Annotated in this window: 11 protein-coding genes and 10 pseudogenes; 14 read left to right on the plus strand and 7 right to left on the minus strand. The window is 55.4% G+C overall.

Features of this window, described 5'->3' with window-relative positions; genetic code table 11:
* Window positions 1–3: 3 nt before the first annotated feature.
* From tnpC to fdhF, 4 genes and pseudogenes are all read left to right on the plus strand, one after another.
* Window positions 4–1,182, plus strand: a pseudogene (gene tnpC, locus OA238_RS28655) (IS66 family transposase); the annotation flags it as partial.
* A 171-nt stretch (window positions 1,183–1,353) separates the two neighbouring features.
* Window positions 1,354–2,026: pseudogene (locus tag OA238_RS04935) on the plus strand (IS6 family transposase).
* Between the two features lie 575 nt (window positions 2,027–2,601).
* Window positions 2,602–4,317, plus strand: a complete 1,716-nt coding sequence (locus OA238_RS04945; protein ID WP_015494333.1) for an NAD(P)H-dependent oxidoreductase subunit E — start codon at window positions 2,602–2,604, stop codon at window positions 4,315–4,317.
* On the plus strand, window positions 4,314–7,094 hold the full coding sequence (fdhF, locus tag OA238_RS04950; protein ID WP_015494334.1) for a formate dehydrogenase subunit alpha: 2,781 nt from the start codon (window positions 4,314–4,316) through the stop codon (window positions 7,092–7,094). Before OA238_RS04945 ends, fdhF begins: the two co-directional genes overlap by 4 nt.
* Before the next feature lie 20 nt (window positions 7,095–7,114).
* Here fdhF and OA238_RS04955 read toward each other — a convergent pair whose 3' ends face one another.
* Entirely contained in the window at window positions 7,115–7,621 is a 507-nt protein-coding gene (locus OA238_RS04955; RefSeq protein ID WP_015494335.1) for a DUF2478 domain-containing protein, read from the minus strand.
* 137 nt (window positions 7,622–7,758) lie between these two features.
* Between OA238_RS04955 and OA238_RS29725 the strand changes: the two are divergent.
* From OA238_RS29725 to OA238_RS35425, 3 genes and pseudogenes are all read left to right on the plus strand, one after another.
* A pseudogene (locus OA238_RS29725) lies at window positions 7,759–8,112 on the plus strand (IS6 family transposase); the annotation flags it as partial.
* A gap of 85 nt (window positions 8,113–8,197) precedes the next feature.
* Window positions 8,198–8,518 (plus strand): annotated as a pseudogene (locus tag OA238_RS35420) (transposase); the annotation flags it as partial.
* 84 nt (window positions 8,519–8,602) lie between these two features.
* A complete protein-coding gene (locus OA238_RS35425) occupies window positions 8,603–8,899 on the plus strand; it encodes a transposase (protein ID WP_476703814.1) in 297 nt (98 codons plus the stop codon).
* Between the two features lie 30 nt (window positions 8,900–8,929).
* Here OA238_RS35425 and OA238_RS04975 read toward each other — a convergent pair.
* Window positions 8,930–10,422, minus strand: a protein-coding gene (locus OA238_RS04975; RefSeq protein ID WP_085982719.1) for an IS3 family transposase whose coding sequence is annotated in 2 segments (ribosomal slippage) — window positions 8,930–9,972 and window positions 9,972–10,422 — 1,494 coding nt in all. Because the reading frame shifts where the segments join, the coding sequence is not laid out codon by codon here.
* A 59-nt stretch (window positions 10,423–10,481) separates the two neighbouring features.
* On the opposite strand from OA238_RS04975, the gene OA238_RS04985 reads away from it, so the two are divergent.
* The 5 genes and pseudogenes from OA238_RS04985 to OA238_RS05005 form a co-directional block, all read left to right on the plus strand.
* Complete coding sequence (locus OA238_RS04985; RefSeq protein ID WP_245581442.1) at window positions 10,482–10,973, plus strand: transposase; 492 nt, start codon at window positions 10,482–10,484, stop codon at window positions 10,971–10,973.
* Between the two features lie 135 nt (window positions 10,974–11,108).
* Window positions 11,109–11,432: pseudogene (locus OA238_RS29730) on the plus strand (DDE-type integrase/transposase/recombinase); the annotation flags it as partial.
* 465 nt (window positions 11,433–11,897) lie between these two features.
* Window positions 11,898–12,284 (plus strand): DUF6481 family protein, encoded by a 387-nt coding sequence (locus OA238_RS05000; protein WP_015494337.1) that lies wholly within the window; start codon window positions 11,898–11,900, stop codon window positions 12,282–12,284.
* 287 nt (window positions 12,285–12,571) lie between these two features.
* Window positions 12,572–12,691: pseudogene (locus OA238_RS31440) on the plus strand (IS5/IS1182 family transposase); the annotation flags it as partial.
* 75 nt (window positions 12,692–12,766) lie between these two features.
* Window positions 12,767–13,150: pseudogene (locus OA238_RS05005) on the plus strand (DUF933 domain-containing protein); the annotation flags it as partial.
* Window positions 13,151–13,285: 135 nt separating this feature from the next.
* Here the strand turns inward: OA238_RS05005 and OA238_RS31445 are convergent.
* Window positions 13,286–13,663, minus strand: a complete 378-nt coding sequence (locus OA238_RS31445) for a hypothetical protein (RefSeq protein ID WP_144055836.1) — start codon at window positions 13,661–13,663, stop codon at window positions 13,286–13,288.
* Window positions 13,664–13,918: 255 nt separating this feature from the next.
* Window positions 13,919–14,853, minus strand: a pseudogene (locus OA238_RS05015) (IS110 family RNA-guided transposase).
* Window positions 14,854–15,202: 349 nt separating this feature from the next.
* Between OA238_RS05015 and OA238_RS05025 the strand changes: the two are divergent.
* Window positions 15,203–16,332, plus strand: a protein-coding gene (locus OA238_RS05025) for an IS3 family transposase (RefSeq protein ID WP_085982731.1) whose coding sequence is annotated in 2 segments (ribosomal slippage) — window positions 15,203–15,449 and window positions 15,449–16,332 — 1,131 coding nt in all. Because the reading frame shifts where the segments join, the coding sequence is not laid out codon by codon here.
* Window positions 16,333–16,417: 85 nt separating this feature from the next.
* Here OA238_RS05025 and OA238_RS05030 read toward each other — a convergent pair.
* Window positions 16,418–17,140: an IS5 family transposase gene (locus OA238_RS05030; RefSeq protein WP_275450508.1), complete on the minus strand. Its 723-nt coding sequence runs from the start codon at window positions 17,138–17,140 to the stop codon at window positions 16,418–16,420.
* Window positions 17,141–18,055, minus strand: a pseudogene (locus OA238_RS05035) (IS30 family transposase); the annotation flags it as partial.
* Window positions 18,056–18,129: 74 nt separating this feature from the next.
* Between OA238_RS05035 and OA238_RS05045 the strand changes: the two are divergent.
* Window positions 18,130–19,622, plus strand: a protein-coding gene (locus OA238_RS05045; protein WP_085982732.1) for an IS3 family transposase whose coding sequence is annotated in 2 segments (ribosomal slippage) — window positions 18,130–18,580 and window positions 18,580–19,622 — 1,494 coding nt in all. Because the reading frame shifts where the segments join, the coding sequence is not laid out codon by codon here.
* Window positions 19,623–19,659: 37 nt separating this feature from the next.
* On the opposite strand, the pseudogene OA238_RS29735 reads toward OA238_RS05045, so the two are convergent.
* Window positions 19,660–19,872: pseudogene (locus OA238_RS29735) on the minus strand (helix-turn-helix domain-containing protein); the annotation flags it as partial.
* Between the last annotated feature and the right edge of the window lie 37 nt (window positions 19,873–19,909).

The raw sequence follows: 19,909 nt of genomic DNA on the forward strand, positions 1-19,909 counted from the left end.
GGCGACACCCTACGTCAGACAGCAACGCCTGACTTTGTGGAGCGACATGAGGCTGAGGCCTGTGGCACCTGTCAGCATGGCTTGACGGCTGGGATGATCAAGGCGGTGGAGAGGCGTCAGGTTTATGACATACCGGTGCCGCGTCTGGAGGTCACAGAGCATCAGGCAGTGATTTATTGTTGTGGCCATTGCCGAGCCACGACGACAGCCACCTTTCCCGATGGCGTGAATGCACACGTGCAATACGGTAAGCGCATTCGGGCGGCGGCGGTCTACTGCAATGTTCAGCAGCTGATCCCCGAGGATCGGGTCTGCCAACTCCTGCGTGATTTGTTTGGTGCCACCAGCCTATGCGCGGCCAGCGTGACCAACTGGGTGAACGGCACAGCGCGTACCTTGGGTGGCGTCGTCGAACACATTCTGGCCCGGCTCAATGAAGGCGGCGTTCGGCATCTGGATGAGACCGGACTTCGTGTTGCTGGTAAGCTGCACTGGCTGCACTCAATCAGCGATCTCGCCTTCACGCATTATCGCATCAGCGCCAAGCGCGGTGCTGTTCCATCCTTCCTGACCGGCGGGACAATTGTTCATGACCACTGGAAGTCCTATTACGCCCATATGAGTGGGGTGGACGCGCACGCCCTGTGCGGGGCGCATCATTTACGGGAACTCAAGGCCATCGAAGAAATCGAAAAGGAGCCGTGGGCGTGCGCGATGAGCGTGCTGCTCAACAGCGCCAATCAGCTCAAGTGCGCGGCTCAGGGGCGAGGCGAGACCGAACTCCCCACGTCGGTTCACCACGACATCCTCACCAAATACATGGCGATCCTCACCGAGGGCCTCGCCTTCCATGAGCGACAAGACCCACTGGCTAGACGCACTGGTGCGCGAGGCCGAAAAGCCAGGCGGCCAGGCCATAACCTTCTGGTCCGCTTGCGCGACTACCGTGATGACGTCCTAAGGTTCCTTACGGACTTCACAGTTCCCTTCACCAACAATCAGGCCGAACGGGACCTGCGCATGATGAAGTTGCGCATGAAAATCTCGGGAACTTTCCGCACCCTCGAGGGCGCGCAGGTCTTCGCTGACATCAGATCCGTCATCTCGACGGTCAGAAAACACGGGGGCAATATCCTCGAAACACTCACCCTATCACCACAACAGATCATCGCGCGGCTCTAACGTCGCAAGGGCAACACAAAACCCGATATCCGATGGGGTCCTTGGGAGTTACAGATATTTTTGGCTATGAAGCAATTCGAACGGCACTGTCGAAAGAAAACTTGTCGAGGCGGGAAGGGCGCGAAATTAGCGTCGCGGGATGACAAAACACAGCCCTTGCGTTATTTTAAGATGAGCCCGGAAACCCTCCGCTTAGCCGTCGTGATGTACGTTCGTTTCCCGCTTTCGCTTCGGAGCGTGGAGGACCTTCTGAACGAACGCGGCATCGACATCAGCCACGAAACGGTGCGATGTTGGGGGACAGAATTGGCCCGATGTTTACCGCTAAAATTCGCAAGAAAAGGGTCAGCCAAAAGCGTGCATACTCAAATGGGCAGTGGCACATGGACGAGGTGTTCGTGAAGATCAACGGCGAGACGCACTATCTCTGGCGGGCTGAGGATCACGAAGGGGAAGTCCTGGAAAGCTTCGTTACAAAGCGCCGTGATCGCAAGGCAGCCTTGAAATTCATCCGGAAAACCATGAAACGCCATGGCTGCTCACATATCTTCGTCACCGATAAGCTACGTTCCTACGGTGCAGCGATGAAGGTGATCGGCAATGTGTACAAACAGGAAACTGGCCGCTGGCTCAACAATCGAGCCGAGAGTTCACACCAGCCATTTAGACGAAGAGAGCGGGCGATGCTGCGATTTTGGCGGATGCGAAGTTTGCAGAAATTCACTGCCGTCCACGCCTCAGTCCACACCCATTTCAACGTGGAACGCCATTTTTACAGCCGATCAAATTTCAAGCTGACCGCGCCGCCGCCCTAGCCGAGTGGCGCGGTCTTGGCGTAGCCTAACGGATTGAGGTTGCTGGAGAACTGAGACTTGTGCGCATTTGTCTGACAGCACCCTTTTGACTGTTTGGTCTGGATTTCAAGGTGATTTTTGAAATTTTATAGCCGCAAAGGTTGATTGTCGCCAGAAGTCGCTTTGAATGCGAGGGTGCGTTGCGACTTCTGCGGAAAGATATCTAGGCGCGTAGGCGGTTGGTACGAGATATTCACTTTGGTTGAATCATTTCCCCACAAGGAAAAAATGGCGTCCATCTTTATTCCTGATTTGTGAGCGAAAAAACCGGTTTGTGGCCGATTGGAAGCTTCACCAAACATGATGTGGTGAAATTGGCCATGATTGGTCGTTTTAGCAGGATACTTCATAGGTAGAATTAGTGACGTGTGGTGCATAGTTAGCAATGAGTTGCAACGCACGGCATGCAGGATTCTGTTTTGTCCAATGGCGGCAAAATTGCAGATAGAACAACAGGCGATACCATTGTGAACTTCCCTTCGGTCACGCGCAGCAAATCCTGCGAGAAACGTTGACCAATAGGAAAATAAGTTTAACAGTGGGAATATATTATAGGGTAGAATCGATGGCTTTAGATCAACAAAAGGGCGTCTGGAAATCTGGCAAAGGCAAAGGGCGCCACACGCCCAAAGGCCGCCAGTTGCAAGATGATGCTTGGGATGATGTCCGCAGCCTTCTGGGCAGCAGTCCGTGCCAGCGTGATCTGCTGATCGAATACCTGCATCTTATCCAAGACAAATTTGGTCATCTATCCGCAGCGCACATTCGTGCCTTGGGCGAAGAAATGCGCATTTCGATGGCCGAAATCTATGAGGTCGCGACGTTCTACGCCCATTTCGATGTGGTCAAAGAAGGCGAAACACCGCCCCCCGCGCTGACGATCCGGGTCTGCGATTCATTGTCCTGCGAGCTTGCAGGCGCGCAGCAGCTGAAGGTCGCGTTGGAAGGCGGGCTTGATGCCAAAAACGTCCGCGTGTTGCGCGCGCCTTGCATGGGGCGGTGTGACACGGCTCCAGTGCTGGAAATCGGCCACAATCATATTGATCATGCGACACCTGAAAAGGTGCTGGCTGCAATCGCAGCGCAAGACACCCATGCACATGTGCAGGATTATGAGGGCTTTGATGCCTACGCTGCAGATGGCGGCTATGCGACCTTGAAAGACCTGCGTAAAAACGGAAATTGGGAAGACGTTCAGGCAAGCGTAAAGGAATCAGGCCTGCGTGGACTCGGCGGTGCGGGCTTTCCGTCCGGCACCAAATGGGGTTTTGTGCGCGGCAATGTCGGACCGCGCTATCTGGCCGTCAATGGAGACGAAGGCGAACCCGGCACCTTCAAAGATCGCTATTATCTTGAGCGCACGCCGCACTTGTTCCTTGAGGGCATGTTGATCGCTGCTTGGGCGGTCGAAGCTGAAACCTGTTTTATCTACATGCGGGATGAATACCCGGCTGTCCTGCAAATACTTGCAGATGAAATTGCGGCCCTTGAACAGGCTGGCATCGTGCAAAAGGGCTTTATCGATCTGCGTCGAGGCGCGGGTGCTTATATCTGCGGTGAAGAATCCGCGATGATCGAAAGCATCGAAGGCAAGCGCGGAATGCCGCGCCACCGTCCGCCTTACGTCGCGCAGGTGGGTGTCTTTAATCGTCCGACACTGGTGCACAATGTTGAAACCTTGCTTTGGGTGGCGCGTATTTGCCGCGAAGGTCCTGAATGCTTGAACAGCACCGAACTCAACGGTCGCAAGGGCCTGCGCAGCTATTCGGTGTCGGGTCGTGTCGCCAATCCCGGTGTCTACCTTTTGCCAGCGGGTTCGACGATCACAGACATCATTGACGCCTGTGGAGGCATGGCGGATGGCCACGTCTTTAAGGCCTATCAGCCAGGGGGGCCATCATCGGGACTGCTGCCCGCGTCGATCCATGACGTTCCGCTTGATTTTGACACGTTGCAGCCTTTGGGCACTTTCATCGGATCTGCTGCTGTGGTCGTGTTGTCGGAGGCCGACAGTGCACGTGGCGCGGCGCTCAATATGTTGCGGTTCTTTGAGGACGAAAGCTGCGGCCAATGCACACCGTGTCGTGTTGGTTGCGAAAAGGCAGTCAAACTGATGCAGGCAGACACTTGGGATCAGGGTCTGCTTGAGGAATTGAGCACCGCAATGGTGGATGCGTCCATTTGTGGCCTGGGGCAGGCGGCGCCAAACCCGATCCGTATGGTGTTGAAGCATTTCGCGGATGAAGTGAGCGACGGCGCAGACAAGGGATCCACGACATGAGCGATATGATCAAATTTAGGCTGAACGGCGAAACCGTTGAGGCCGAGGCTGGCGTTACAATCTGGGAGGTCGCGAACGGTCGCGGCCTAAAGATCCCGCATTTGTGCCATAAGCCGCAGCCCGGCTATCGCCCTGACGGTAACTGCCGCGCCTGTATGGTCGAGATTGAAGGCGAAAGGGTTTTGGCAGCGTCCTGCATTCGCGAACCCTCCGAAGGGATGGTCGTTACAACCAACAACGCCCGCGCCGAAAACGCGCGTAAGATGGTTGTTGAGATGCTGTTGGTTGATCAGCCAAAACGTGATGTTGCCCACGATAAATCCAGCCATTTCTGGGATATGGCTGAACTACAGGGCGTCAGTGAAAGCCGTTTCCCCAAGCTCGAAGATGGGCGCATCCCGCTGCTCGATAACAGTCACGTTGCTATGAGTGTGTCTTTGGATGCCTGTATCCAATGTGGTCTGTGTGTGCGCGCGTGTCGCGAAGTGCAGGTCAATGATGTGATTGGTATGTCGGGACGTGGTCAAGACAGTTATCCAACGTTCGACCTTGCTGATCCTATGGGCGATTCCACCTGTGTGGCCTGCGGCGAATGTGTGCAGGCCTGCCCAACGGGGGCTTTGATGCCTGCGACGGTCGTGGATGATGCGCTGGTTGGTGACAGCGCCGACTTTGACAGTGAGACGGACTCCGTCTGCCCGTTCTGCGGTGTCGGCTGCCAGATCAGCGTGAAAGTCAAAGACGGCAAAGTGAAATACGTCGAAGGCATAAATGGTCCTGCGAACGAAGGTCGTTTGTGCGTAAAAGGACGCTTCGGGTTTGATTATACCCACCACCCCCACCGCCTGACGAAACCGATGATCCGCCGTGATGATGCACCCGCTAAAGGCCTGAATGTCGACCCAGGCGATCTGTCCACGCATTTCCGCGAAGCAAGCTGGGACGAAGCGTTGGATTTTGCTGCTGGTGGCATGTCAAAGCTGGCGCAGGCTCACGGTGGCAAGGCAGTGGCTGGCTTTGGATCCGCCAAATGCACCAACGAAGAAGCCTATCTGTTCCAAAAGATGATCCGCCAGGGCTTTGGCCATAACAACGTCGATCACTGCACGCGGCTGTGCCATGCGTCGTCTGTGACCGCCTTGATTGAAAACGTCGGTTCGGGTGCTGTGACGGCGACCTTCAACGAAATTGAAAACGCGGATGTAGCTATCGTGATCGGGGCGAACCCTGTCGAAAACCATCCCGTTGCGGCGACCTATTTTAAGCAGTTCACCAAACGCGGTGGCAAATTGATCGTGATGGACCCGCGCGGCGTGGGCTTGCGCCGTTTTGCCAGCCACATGCTGCAATTCCGTCCTGGTGCGGACGTGTCGATGCTCAACGCGATCATGCATGTGATCGTGGAAGAAGAACTTTACGACAAGCAGTATATCGAAACCTACACCGAAAACTGGGAGGCAGAGAAAGAGCACCTCAAGGCGTTCAGCCCAGAGGAAATGTCTGGGATTTGCGGTATTGCGCCAGACGTATTGCGCGATGTCGCACGCACGTTTGCGGGTGCCAAATCTGCGATGATTTTCTGGGGTATGGGCATTTCCCAGCACATTCACGGCACCGACAATTCGCGCTGTCTGATCTCGCTGGCCTTGATGACGGGCCAAATCGGGCGCCCGGGTTCGGGTCTGCACCCGCTGCGAGGACAGAACAACGTTCAGGGTGCGTCTGATGCGGGCCTAGTGCCGATGTTCTTGCCGGATTATCAAAGCGTGATGGACGACGGTATTCGCAAATCGTTCACCGACGTTTGGGGCAGCGAGGACTTTAGCGCCGAGAAGGGCCTGACCGTCACCGAGATCGTGGATGATATTCATGCGGGCAACACCAAGGCAATGTATATCCTTGGCGAAAACCCGGCGATGTCCGACCCTGATGTGGACCACGCCCGCGAGGCATTTGCCAAACTCGAACATCTCGTGGTGCAGGATATCTTCTTGACGGAAACGGCGAACTACGCAGATGTTTTGTTGCCTGCGTCTACGCTGTTCGAAAAATCGGGCACCGTCAGCAACACCAACCGACAGGTGCAGATGGTACGCCAAGCTGTGCCTCCCCCGTGTGATGCGCGCGAAGATTGGTGGATCGAAGTAGAGCTTGCCAAACGCCTTGGCCTTGGGTGGACTTACACCGACCCGAGTGAGATTTTTGCCGAAATGACCGTCAACATGCGCTCATTCGACAACATCACGTGGGACCGTTTGAAAACAGAGGCAGTTACATATCCATCGCTGTCGCCCACAGACCCTGGGCAGTCTGTTGTGTTCGGTGATGGTTTCCCGCGTCCAGATGGTCGTGCGAAGTTCACCCCTGCCAGCGTGATCCCACCGGATGAAGTACCGGACGCCGAATTCCCGATGATTATGACCACAGGTCGGCAGTTGGAACATTGGCATACAGGGTCCATGACCCGTCGTGCGAAGGTTCTTGACGCGGTTGAGCCGGAGGCGAACGCATCGCTGCATCCCAAAACATTGCGCGCAATGGGCGTTGAACCCGGTGAGATGATCGAACTGACGACGCGGCGCGGTTCCATCACGATCATGGCGCGCGCGGATAGGGCAGTGTCGGAGGATATGGTGTTTGTACCGTTTGCCTACGTTGAGGCCGCGGCCAATATTCTGACCAATCCGGCAATTGACCCTTACGGCAAGATTCCGGAATTCAAATTCGCAGCGGTGCGAGTTGAAAAGGCAAAAGACACGATGTTGGTGGCCGAGTAATCGGCCACCAACATCTAACTTCAGTCTGTCGCAATGGCGCGTTTGCACCAGTCTTCGATTTGGTCGGCAGATACGGAGTGGGCCATATCGCCCGCCCAGTTTTCAAGGTCGGCCAGATAGCCGTCGCGCACACCAATTAGGGTCGGGATGTCCCGAACAAGGGCGGCGCTGATTGCGGTCCGGAATCCACGGCCTTCAGCCTCTTGGCGGCCAAATTTGTTGACGATCAGCAAATCGGGAGGCTTTGGTGCGTTCAGGCTTGCCTCGACCTCTCCCACAGCTTCCTCGAGGGCTTGGGGGTCAAGGCGACAGCCCGATGCATGGACGCCGAGGGACTGACTGATGCGAATGGTGCGCGTGCCGGTTAAAATTTTGAGGTCCATGTCGCAGGATGTGTCGGCTTCATCCGGCAGATTGCGCTGCACTGCGCCCGCGACGCGAAGGCCACGACCTGCAAGATCTTCGGCAAGCGCGTAAAGCAGATCGTCGATCGTTCCACGTCCCTGAATGTTCACGTAGCCTAACATTGCGATCTCTCTTTTAACGGTTTGGACATTCTATCAAAGCAAGCGCGCGCATGAAAGGTTTGCCATGATCCTGCCCAATCGGCTTTGTCAGAATAAATCTGCTTGAGGCGGGCAGGGCGGTTTCCTAGCCTTTTCTGATGTCGAAAACAGACCCCTTCAAGTACTTTCATAGCAGCCCCGAGATCATCTGCCTGGCGGTCATGATGTACGTTCGATTTCCACTTTCGCTCCGCAATGTCGAGGACTTGCTGCACGAGTGCGGGATCGACATCAGCCACGAAACTTTGCAGTGCTGGTGGAATAGATTTGGCCCGATTTTTGCCGCTGAAATCCGCCCCAAACTTGACCAGAAAATGCGTGCATACTCGAATTAGCAGTGGCACTTGGACGAGGTTTTCGTGAAGATCAACGGCGAGCGGCACGACCTGTGGCGCGCAATTGATCAGGAGGTTGGAGTGCTGGAACCTGTCGTCACAAATCGACGGGACCGCATAAAAACCTTTGAAATTATACAATAAGAGGTCTCTGCATAAGTCTGGGATTCCCCTGAAGGTTTAATTTTGCTATTTTAAAGCCATGCAGAAGCCATTTTCCACCCAACCCGAACTCTTCATTACCAGCGCTGATCTTGAGCATGCGAGCCTGCAAGGGTTGGACGGTGCCGAGGCGATTTTGGACTGGGTAAAGCTCGAACAAATCATGGCCGAAATCTATGCCAGCAAGACTGGCCGCCCGAGCTATCCATTGCTGACTTTACTCCGCGCGTCATTGCTGGGCATCTGATATCGCTTGAGTGATGCTGAGCTGGCTCTGTCCCTGTTTCGCGATCTGTTGTTCAGGAAATTCTGTCACCTCGAATTGGGTGGGGATGTCCCTGACGCCACTACCATTGGGCGCTTTCGGGCGAGGTTGATGGAACTGGGCCTGTGGGAGGTTTTACTGGGCGAAGTGAACCGCCAACTTGAAGCAAAACATATCATCATGACTGAAGGTCGCATCAATATCATCGATGCCACTCCGGTTGAAGCGGCGCAGTCGGGGTACGGCAAAGACGCCAATGATGAACCCACGCGCGACAAGGATGCGGGCTGGCACGTAAAGGCCGACAGTCGCGGTAATATAAAGTCCACCTACGGCTACTCGGTCCACACTGGCGTCGACGAAGATGGCTTCATCCACCGCCAAACGGTCACACCAGGCAATGCCCATGACAGTACCGAACGGGACACGCTATTGCTGGGCGACGAGGCAGCGCTTTACGCGGATGCCGGAACGTGACAACGACTTTGAGACAGTGGCTTTTGGACTTTAGGCTTGGGTTTCTTCGGTTGGTTTTGGTGGGTTGATCCAGACGGCGGTCGGGATTTGAGGCGGTTTTGGTGGTTTGTGTACGAAGCGTTCGGGCGTGGCGAGGAATGCCGCGTCTAGTGTTGCTTGTCGCGCGGTGTAGATTTCTTGGGCCTGCCCAAAATGGATTTGGTCGGGCGTCATCAGACCAATCCCGGCGTGATGATGGTCTTGGTTATACCATGCAAAGAACCTGCGGCAGAATGCGCGAGCCTGCTCGATGGTTTCAAAGTTCTTGGGGAACTCTGGCTGATATTTCAGTGTTTTGAAGTGGGCTTCGGAGAACGGGTTGTCGTTTGAGGTGTGGGGCCGACTGTGGGACTTGAGCACACCAAGATCAACCAGCATCAGGGCTGTCGTCTTTGCCTTCATGGGCCCACCGCGATCTGCATGCAATGTCAGCTGATCGCGTGGAACCTCGTGTTTTTCCATCGCGTCGATGAACAGCTCTTTGAACTGGCTGGCGCTCTCCGCGTGCTCGACGCGCCAGCCAACAACGCGGCGGCTGAAGATGTCGAGGATGACATAGAGATAGAAGTAGGACCATTTCACCGGGCCCCTCAGCTTGGTGATGTCCCAAGACCAGACCTGATTGGGGGCTTCAGCTAGAAGTTCAGGCTTTTGATAGACGGGATGTGTGCGCTGTCGGCGGCGTTCGCCAACTTCGCCCTGCGCGGCCAATATCCGATACATCGTGCGGATTGAACACAGATAGGTGCCTTCATCCAGCAAGGTGGCAAAGACCTCTGTGGGCGTCTGATCCGCAAAGCGGGGTTCGCGCAGGTGGTGCAATACCTGGTCTCTTTCCCTTTCCGGCAGAGCCCGCGAAGACGCTGCGCGCGGTGGGCGTGTGCGTGGTGGTGCCGTCAGCGCCGCACGCTGTCGAAGAACGCTCGCGCGCGATAATGATAGCGCGGCGCAGACAGCCGAGGTCAAGCCGCTGCCGGTGGGCAATGCAATCGCGACGGCCATCATGATTTGCCGCTGCGCTCTTGCGTCTGCTCCATCTCGTCCAGAAGTCCCGCCACTTTTTTTTGGATGGCAATGATGGCTTCCGCCTGATCCAGACGGCGCCGCAAGGCTGTCACCTCACGGTTGGCCTTGGCCAGCTCAGCTTGCAATGGATTGGCAGGTGCCTTTTGTGGGCCACGGCGCATTGGCTGCAATGCACCCAATGTGCCGGCCGCCCGCGCACGGCGCCAATCGGTCAGTGCAGAGGAATAAAGCCCCTCCCGCCGTAGAATGGCGGAAACCCCGCCAGTGTCTGCCACTTGGTCCGTCTCATCCAGAATGCGCAGTTTGTATTTGGCTGTGAAGTTGCGTCGCTTCGGGATGCTCGTCAGTTCCGCTGTGGGAGCCAACGGCGCATTAACAACGCGGGGAGGCGACGTCGGGGCCAAAACGGCTCCAGATCCAGCATCTGGCGAAAGTGGTGATTGTGAAGGCATAACCATGGGTTCGTTCTCCTACGCCCTCAAGTGTAAACTTTAGCCAGTCAATTGTCTCACGCTTATTGGCACGGAGGGACAGTCGCGGTAATATAAAGTCCACCTACGGCTACTCGGTCCACACTGGCGTCGACGAAGATGGCTTCATCCACCGCCAAACGGTCACACCAGGCAATGCCCATGACAGTACCGAACGGGACACGCTATTGCTGGGCGACGAGGCAGCGCTTTACGCGGATGCCGCCTATTCTTCGCAAGCCACACGCGAAAAATTGGCGCAGTTTGGTATTGATGATCAAGTGCAGCGCAAGGGTTATTGGGGCCACCCTTTGTCCAAAGCGGATTTGGTCCGCAACAAAGAGATTGCCGTGATCCGCTCCGGCGGCGAGCGCCCCTTTGCCACCTATAAATCCCGCTATGGATTGGCTCGAACGCGGCTGATGGGGCTGGCTAAAAACCTGACCCTGTTCGGCCTGGCAGCCATCGCCCATAATATCGCGAAGGGGGCAAAGTTCTTGGCGCTCTACGGCCTGCCAGACCCGGAACCCACTGGATAAGTGGGACCAAAATCAAAAAATAACGCCTGAAACCCAACGCTACAGTCGCCTAAGAGCGTAAACACAGGCAGCTTTTGGAAACACATGACCAACGGGAACCCAAACAACAGGTTATGCTGAGGTCTCAATAAATAAATGAAGCGGCGCGGCCGCCCTCATATTTTGGTGACCGACAAGCTGTGATCCTTCGGTGCGGCGATGAAGGAAACTGGCAATGCCGACAAGCAGGAAACTGGCCGCTGGCTGAACAATCGGGCTGAGAATTCCCACTTTCCTTTTCGACGACGGGAGCGAGCCATGCAAAGGTTCCGCAGCATCCGAAGTCTGCAGAAATTCGTCGCTGTTCATGCCTCCATCGACGACCATTTCAATCAGGAACGCGCGCTCTACTGCAGAGACAATTTCAAGCTTAACCGCGCCGCCGCTCTCGCTGAGTGGTGCCAACTTTGTGCGAAATAAGTTCTGGCATTTAGGGCCATAATGAGACTGGTTCAAATCTGCCTGACAGCAACAGTAAATCTTATCCCCACAGTAGCGCGTAGTATTTGCTGCCGACGCAGATCCTCATTTCCTTGTCGCAAGCTCAAAAGGCACGGACCTTGGACAAGGAATAGCTGCGTTCATGTGGGATTATGGACGGGCGTATCGTCCCATGGAAGTCCTAGAGGACCGATTGAAGCGAGATGGGTTGCTGATAGAGCAGGGGGAGGGACAATTACACAGCCGCTTTTTTACGATCAGTCGACGACGGGGGAGTGCAGCTATGTTCGGATACCTGAATTTAGCACCTACTTTTTTATTGCTAAGCGCAATCCTGTGAGATAATCCGCCGCTCTGTTGAGTTGTTGCAACGTCACTTGGACCAGCTATTTGGCGTAGAAGTGACGTAGGCCTTAAACCCTAAATAATGTGAGCGAAATATACATGAAGAACTCGATCGGAGATCGCTTTGACGGACGCCTCAAAACTGCGTCTGAAGCCAAACAGCAACGGCTTGAACGGTTCAAAGCTGCGGCTGATGATCCCGAGAAGTTGGCAAGACGTGCTGAAAGGCATAAAGTGGCGGCAAGCCTTGAGGCAGAACGTAAAGTTAAATCCATGAAACTGAAGCAAGAAAACGACGAAGTCGAAAGGCAACGAGCTGAGATCGCCGAAAGGCAGGGCGTGCAAACACTGGCGCGTGACGCTAAAATAGAGACGGAGCGTGCAGAGGCTGTCGTTCAAGAGATTGAACAAAACGCTGTGCAAGAAGCCGATCGTAAGGCTGAACGGGATCGTCGCTATGCTGCGAGACGCAATCGCAAACGCTGATTGAGCGAATGAGGAAGGTTTTAGTCCGACCCGAACTATTGGGTGAGGAGCGCCGCACATCGATCTAGGGTGTCGGCGCTGGCCTTTTTTTGCCGATAATAAAACAGCCAGACACATCAGTGGGCAACATCTTTTGAATTTTTATCGTGAGTAGCTGCGCAGCCCATGGGTTCCGTCCGCTCAGTTTGTTTCGCAGGACCAAAGCGCCCGCTAGGCTCAGGACCTTTTAATCTACGTGATGCTATTATGTCTGCGTGATTCAAAGTCCCAAAGATAGGGGGGGGAGAATGAGCAATCTTGATTGGCTGAGTGAAGCGCAGATGGATCGGCTACGGCCTTACTTTCCCAAGAGCAGAGGCCGTGCACGCGTGGATGATCGTCGCGTTTTGAACGGCATTATTTTCATTAGAGCTATGACTGAATTTGGTGTTTGGGGGATTTGAAGGTTGGCGGCGTATCTGGTTGAATTGTTGTTGCGAGACAGCACCCCAACCGAAGAAGAAATCAGCCAGCTCGAAGACGACGAAGCGGTGATGTTCCTCGAAGAGATGGGGCTGGCAGAGGCCGGATTAGACCGTCTGATCAAAGCGGGCTATGAGCTGCTGCACCTTGAAACCTATTTCACGGTTGGTCCGAAAGAAGCCCGCGCGTGGACTGTTTCGGCGCAGACAAAAGCGCCGCAAGCGGCGGGCGTGATCCACGGTGATTTCGAAAAAGGCTTCATTAGGGCGGAAACGATTGCCTTTGATGATTTCCTGAAGCTGGGCGGCGAACAACCCGCCAAAGAAGCTGGCAAAATGCGCGCCGAAGGCAAGAGTTACGTCGTCAAAGACGGCGACGTGCTGCACTTCTTGTTCAATACCTAAATCGCTAAAAACGCGGTACACAGGGCGTACACAACCTGTACACACCCTGTGCACCGCGCGTGTGTACACTTGGCGTAATCAGCAATTATGTTATGCGAAACAGTGCATTACTGGTTTGGAGTGTCGCGGGCGCGGCTAGGGTTGTGCCGCCTCGGCGGTTTTGATCTTGCCGAGAAGATCATCGCAACGCTCGGTCTGATAGTCCGACCCATCGACAAAGAACGCCCGCGCGGCGGTGACGTAGGTTTTCGCCTCGCTCAAAACGGCAGGGTCTGGGTCCAGCCGATACCGCGCGAGGGCGAGGTCGGCGATATTCCATTGGAGAACCGCCCAAGAGAATGGAGAGTCCGTTTTGTAGTCCAGTGCCTCGCAGGCCCCATAGCCCTGTCGCGCGGTGTTGAGTGTTGGCAGATCATCGGTGACGTCGCCAAGGCGGCGCTGGGCGAGGGCAAGGTTGCCTTGGGTTCCCGCCCAGTGGATTTGCTCGGCTTTGACGTCCTCTACTAAGGCCAAGGCTGTCCTCAAGGCCTCCACAGCTTCGGTTAACTCGGCGCACCCGCAACTGTTTCGCCAGTTCCCGTGTTGCCCGAACCGACGGCATGCGCCAATAAGTTTGCAACTCTTCCAATGAAGCCGATCCTGGTCCGGTCGTTCTGCTGTTCTTGAGTCCATCTCCTTCTGAACAGGAGTTCGGACCGACCAGTGGTCTACGGAACTTAAATCAGCCTGGTAGTTCAGCATCTGTATAGAAACGAGTATCCGTCTTGATCAAGCCCCCTTTGTCACCCAATTTCGATCTGCTTTGATGAGAGCGTTGGCGAGTTCGATGAGCTTTCGCATGAGTGCCGTTATGGCGACTTTGGGGGCTTTCCTGCTTTGATCAGGGCTTGATACTTAGCCTTGAAGTCTGGGTTGTGTCGCATCGCTACCAAGGCCGGCATGTAGAGTGCATCCCTCACTATTTTCCGCCCACCCTGAATGAATGATTTCCCGCGCCACTGCCCCGATTGACGCGTCATCGGGGCTAGGCCAGTCAAACTGGCCACCTGCTTCCGGTCCATACTCCCGATCTCGGGCATCTCTATCAAAATGGTGGCAGCACAGATAGCGCCAACGCCTGGAATGGAGCGGAGGATTTTCATCGAGTGCGCCAGTTTATCGCTGGAGTTTATCAAGCGTTCAATTTCAGCATTGATTTCAGCGATTTGCTTATCTACCTGAGCCAAACGGGCTTTGCTTTGGCGGCGCGTGATGGACAGGGTTTGAGTTTTCATTCGGCTCATGATGCCGGTTCTATCCTTGATCAATCCTGACCGAAATGAGCGTAACTCTTTCAGATCGTGTTGAATTTCAGCTGCTGGCTCATCCGGTTCTAATGCAAATGCATTCCCCATGTCTGCCAGCATTTTGGCATCAACAGCGTCTGTTTTTGCGCGCAAGCCTTGGGCTTGTGCAAACCGGCGCGCCTGCAAAGGGTTCACCTTTACCAATGGCAAATGTGCGCCCAAAGCGCGTTCAAGCCCGCTGTGATAGGCACCTGTTGCTTCATAAACAACGCGTGCCACTGCCGTCTTTGCGCAGAACCTGGAAAGCGCCTTAAATCCTACAGGGCAATTGCTAAACGACATCGTCTTCCCGTCGCTTAGCCGGTGAATGTCCAAAGTGGCTTTGGAAATATCGATCCCAATGGTATCATCTGTCATCTTCGTCATATCCTATGCTTGTCCTAGAGGGCTTTGTGCCGCTCTGTAGCCGTTCAGGCCTTTGGCGAAGGTGATGGTTGATCCTACTCGTTTACGGTCCTCAAAAACCAAGGGTTTGCCGATCCAACCACCACCACCGATCAGCACTCTAGAATGCTGATCGGTGGCTCTTGTTTCGCACAAAAGCTGGGATATTCATAAGACGAGACCTCAGCATAACCTGTTGTTTGGGTTCCCGTTGGTCATGTGTTTCCAAAAGCTGCCTGTGTTTACGCTCTTAGGTGTCTGGTCTTGCCACGGTTTAGTTCCGGTCTCTTTCGAGCAATGTTTGCTATGAAGGAGATAAGGAATGGCAAAGAGATACACAGACGAGTTTCGGCGTGATGCAGTACGCATCGCGATCAGCAGCGGTTTAACGCGACCGCAGGTTTCATCAGATTTAGGTGTTGGCCTTTCGACGCTAAACAAGTGGGTTCAGAAACATCAGCATGAGGATCTGATGTCTGGGCCGCACGATGACGTCGAGAAAGAGAACACCCGTCTTCGTAAAGAACTCCGGTTGGTGCGTGAGGAGAGGGAAGTGCTAAAAAAAGCGGCGATCTTTTTTGCAGGCCAAAGTCGGTGAGGTTCGCCTTTATCGACGCCTGGAAAGAAGTTTGGTCAGTAGAGTTTCTCTGCCGGATTATGCAGGTCACATCGCGTGGGTTTCGCGCTTGGCGGAAGCGGCCGATGAGCCAGCGCCAACGTGATGATATGGTGCTTTTGGCCCACATCCGTGAGCAACATCGCCTCAGTTTACAAAGCTATGGGCGACCCCGCATGACCGAAGAGCTACAGGAATTGGGGCTGCGGGTTGGGCACCGTCGCGTGGGCCGTTTGATGCGTGAGAATGGCATCAAGACCATCAGAACCCAGAAATATAAGGCAACGACGGACAGCAATCACACGTTCAACATCGCGCCTAACTTGCTGGACCAGGACTTCTCAGCGGATGGGCCGAACCAGAAGTGGGCCGGTGACATAAGCTATATCTGGACCAGTGAAGGGTGGCTTTATTTGGCCGTTATCCTTGATCTGTACTCCCGGCGCGTCATCGGCTGGGCTGTCAGTAACCGCATGAAACAGGATCTCGCGATCCGTGCGCTGGACATGGCTGTGGCACTGCGCCAGCCGCCCGAATGCTGCATTCACCATACGGATCGCGGCTCGCAATATTGTTCCAACGCGTATCAGAAGCGCCTGAAAAAGCACGGCTTCAAGGTCTCGATGAGCGGCAAGGGCAATTGCTATGACAATTCCATGGTTGAAACGTTCTTCAAATCCATCAAGGCTGAGCTGATCTGGCGCAATCGTTGGGACACACGCCGTCAGGCCGAGGGCGCGATCTTCCAATATATCAATGGGTTCTATAACCCGCGCCGCCGCCACTCATCATTAGGCGGCAAAAGCCCCTTGGCATTCGAGCGAAAGGCCGCATAAATGAGTTGAGAGACCGGAACGCAAACGGGACAAGACCAGTCTGTAGCGTTGGGTTTCAGGCGTTATTTTTTGATTTTGGTCGCACTTATCCAGTAGGTTCCGGGTCTGGCAGGCCGTAGAGCGCCAGGAACTTTGCCCCCTTCGCGATATTATGGGCGATGGCTGCCAGGCCGAACAGGGTTAGGTTTTTAGCCAGCCCCATCAGTCGCGTTCGAGCTAATCCATAGCGGGATTTATAGGTGGCAAAGGGGCGCTCGCCGCCGGAGCGGATCACGGCAATCTCTTTGTTGCGGACCAAATCCGCTTTGGACAAAGGGTGGCCCCGATAGCCCTTGCGCTGCACTTGATCATCAATACCAAACTGCGCCAATTTTTCGCGTGTGGCTTGCGAAGAATAGGCGGCATCCGCGTAAAGCGCTGCCTCGTCGCCCAGCAATAGCGTGTCCCGTTCGGTACTGTCATGGGCATTGCCTGGTGTGACCGTTTGGCGGTGGATGAAGCCATCTTCGCCGACGCCAGTGTGGACCGAGTAGCCGTAGGTGGACTTTATATTACCGCGACTGTCGGCCTTTACGTGCCAGCCCGCATCCTTGTCGCGCGTGGGTTCATCATTGGCGTCTTTGCCGTACCCTGACTGCGCCGCTTCAACCGGAGTGGCATCGATGATATTGATGCGACCTTCAGTCATGATGATATGTTTTGCTTCAAGTTGGCGGTTCACTTCGCCCAGTAAAACCTCCCACAGGCCCAGTTCCATCAACCTCGCCCGAAAGCGCCCAATGGTAGTGGCGTCAGGTACATCTTGGATTCAAACATCAAGTGCAACGGTTGATTTAAAGGCCACGATTTCGTCGGCCATAGCTTCAGCGGGTGTTCTCCATCCGAGGGTTTTTCTTGGACGGTTGTTCATCAGGTTTGCAACGTCGTTGAGCCATGTTTGGCTTGCACCGTTCAGGTCAGTTCCTTTGGGCATGAACTGACGCAGCAGTCCGTTGGTGTTCTCGTTGCTGCCGCGCTGCCAGGGAGCATGCGGATCGCAGAACCAGATATCAATTTTCAATCGTCGCGCCAATTCACGATGGCAGGCCATTTCGGAGCCACGGTCATAGGTCATGCTCTTGCGCAAATCAGCGGGTAGTCGTCTCATCTGGCGGGTGAAGCTGTCAAGCGCGGCCTCGGCCCCATTGCCATCCATTTTGCAAAGAATGACAAAGCGTGTCTTGCGCTCGACCAAGGTCCCCACTGACGAGCGATTGAATGCGCCCTTGATGAGGTCGCCCTCCCAATGGCCTGGTACCAGTCGTGCTTCGATCTCTTCAGGGCGATTGATAATGCGCAATGATTCCGGGACCATAGCACTGCCCGCCGCTGTCCTGCGCTTGAGCCCACGCTTAGGCTTCGCTTGACGCAACGCCTCGATCATCGCCGCCTTCAGCCCGCCACGTGGCTGCGCGTAAATCGCGGCATAGATGGTCTCATGGTTCACATGGGCGGATGGATCATCAGGCTTCATGAGACGCAGTCTCTGCGCAATCTGCTCAGGCGACCAGTGCAGATGTACGAGCTTGCCATGAACGAAACGATAAAGATCGCTCCCCTCCACAAGCTTGCGCTTGCGGCGGCAGCGCGCGCGCCGGGCATCATAGGCCTGCCGCGCTGCTTGCGGGCAATAGCTGCCGTCTTCCTGCCGACCTCGCGCCAGCTCACGGCAGATCGTGCTCGCCGGGCCCTCCGTGCCAATAAGCGTGAGACAATTGACTGGCTAAAGTTTACACTTGAGGGCGTAGGAGAAGAACCATGGTTATGCCTTCACAATCACCACTTTCGCCAGATGCTGGATCTGGAGCCGTTTTGGCCCCAACGTCGCCTCCCCGCGTTGTTAATGCGCCGTTGGCTCCCACAGCGGAACTGACGAGCATCCCGAAGCGACGCAACTTCACAGCCAAATACAAACTGCGCATTCTGGATGAGACGGACCAAGTGGCAGACACTGGCGGGGTTTCCGCCATTCTACGGCGGGAGGGGCTTTATTCCTCTGCACTGACCGATTGGCGCCGTGCGCGGGCGGCCGGCACATTGGGTGCATTGCAGCCAATGCGCCGTGGCCCACAAAAGGCACCTGCCAATCCATTGCAAGCTGAGCTGACCAAGGCCAACCGTGAGGTGACAGCCTTGCGGCGCCGTCTGGATCAGGCGGAAGCCATCATTGCCATCCAAAAAAAAGTGGCGGGACTTCTGGACGAGATGGAGCAGACGCAAGAGCGCAGCGGCAAATCATGATGGCCGTCGCGATTGCATTGCCCACCGGCAGCGGCTTGACCTCGGCTGTCTGCGCCGCGCTATCATTATCGCGCGCGAGCGTTCTTCGACAGCGTGCGGCGCTGACGGCACCACCACGCACACGCCCACCGCGCGCAGCGTCTTCGCGGGCTCTGCCGGAAAGGGAAAGAGACCAGGTATTGCACCACCTGCGCGAACCCCGCTTTGCGGATCAGACGCCCACAGAGGTCTTTGCCACCTTGCTGGATGAAGGCACCTATCTGTGTTCAATCCGCACGATGTATCGGATATTGGCCGCGCAGGGCGAAGTTGGCGAACGCCGCCGACAGCGCACACATCCCGTCTATCAAAAGCCTGAACTTCTAGCTGAAGCCCCCAATCAGGTCTGGTCTTGGGACATCACCAAGCTGAGGGGCCCGGTGAAATGGTCCTACTTCTATCTCTATGTCATCCTCGACATCTTCAGCCGCCGCGTTGTTGGCTGGCGCGTCGAGCACGCGGAGAGCGCCAGCCAGTTCAAAGAGCTGTTCATCGACGCGATGGAAAAACACGAGGTTCCACGCGATCAGCTGACATTGCATGCAGATCGCGGTGGGCCCATGAAGGCAAAGACGACAGCCCTGATGCTGGTTGATCTTGGTGTGCTCAAGTTCCACAGTCGGCCCCACACCTCAAACGACAACCCGTTCTCCGAAGCCCACTTCAAAACACTGAAATATCAGCCAGAGTTCCCCAAGAACTTTGAAACCATCGAGCAGGCTCGCGCATTCTGCCGCAGGTTCTTTGCATGGTATAACCAAGACCATCATCACGCCGGGATTGGTCTGATGACGCCCGACCAAATCCATTTTGGGCAGGCCCAAGAAATCTACACCGCGCGACAAGCAACACTAGACGCGGCATTCCTCGCCACGCCCGAACGCTTCGTACACAAACCACCAAAACCGCCTCAAATCCCGACCGCCGTCTGGATCAACCCACCAAAACCAACCGAAGAAACCCAAGCCTAAAGTCCAAAAGCCACTGTCTCAAAGTCGTTGACACGTTCCGGCAGCGCGCGCGCCGGGCATCATAGGCCTGCCGCGCCGCTTGCGGGCAATAGCTGCCGTCTTCCTGCCGACCTCGCGCCAGCTCACGGCAGATCGTGCTCGCCGGGCGATGCAAAAGCTGGCAGATCAACCGCTGACTGCTGCCCCTATTATGCTCGGCTAATATCACGCCACGGTCCTCGCTGCTGAGGTGCTTGCTTCGTATGTCCATCACAACATCCTATGCCCAAAGGGCTCTGAGTGTTGCA

Source organism: Octadecabacter arcticus 238, from assembly GCF_000155735.2.
Lineage (GTDB): Bacteria > Pseudomonadota > Alphaproteobacteria > Rhodobacterales > Rhodobacteraceae > Octadecabacter > Octadecabacter arcticus.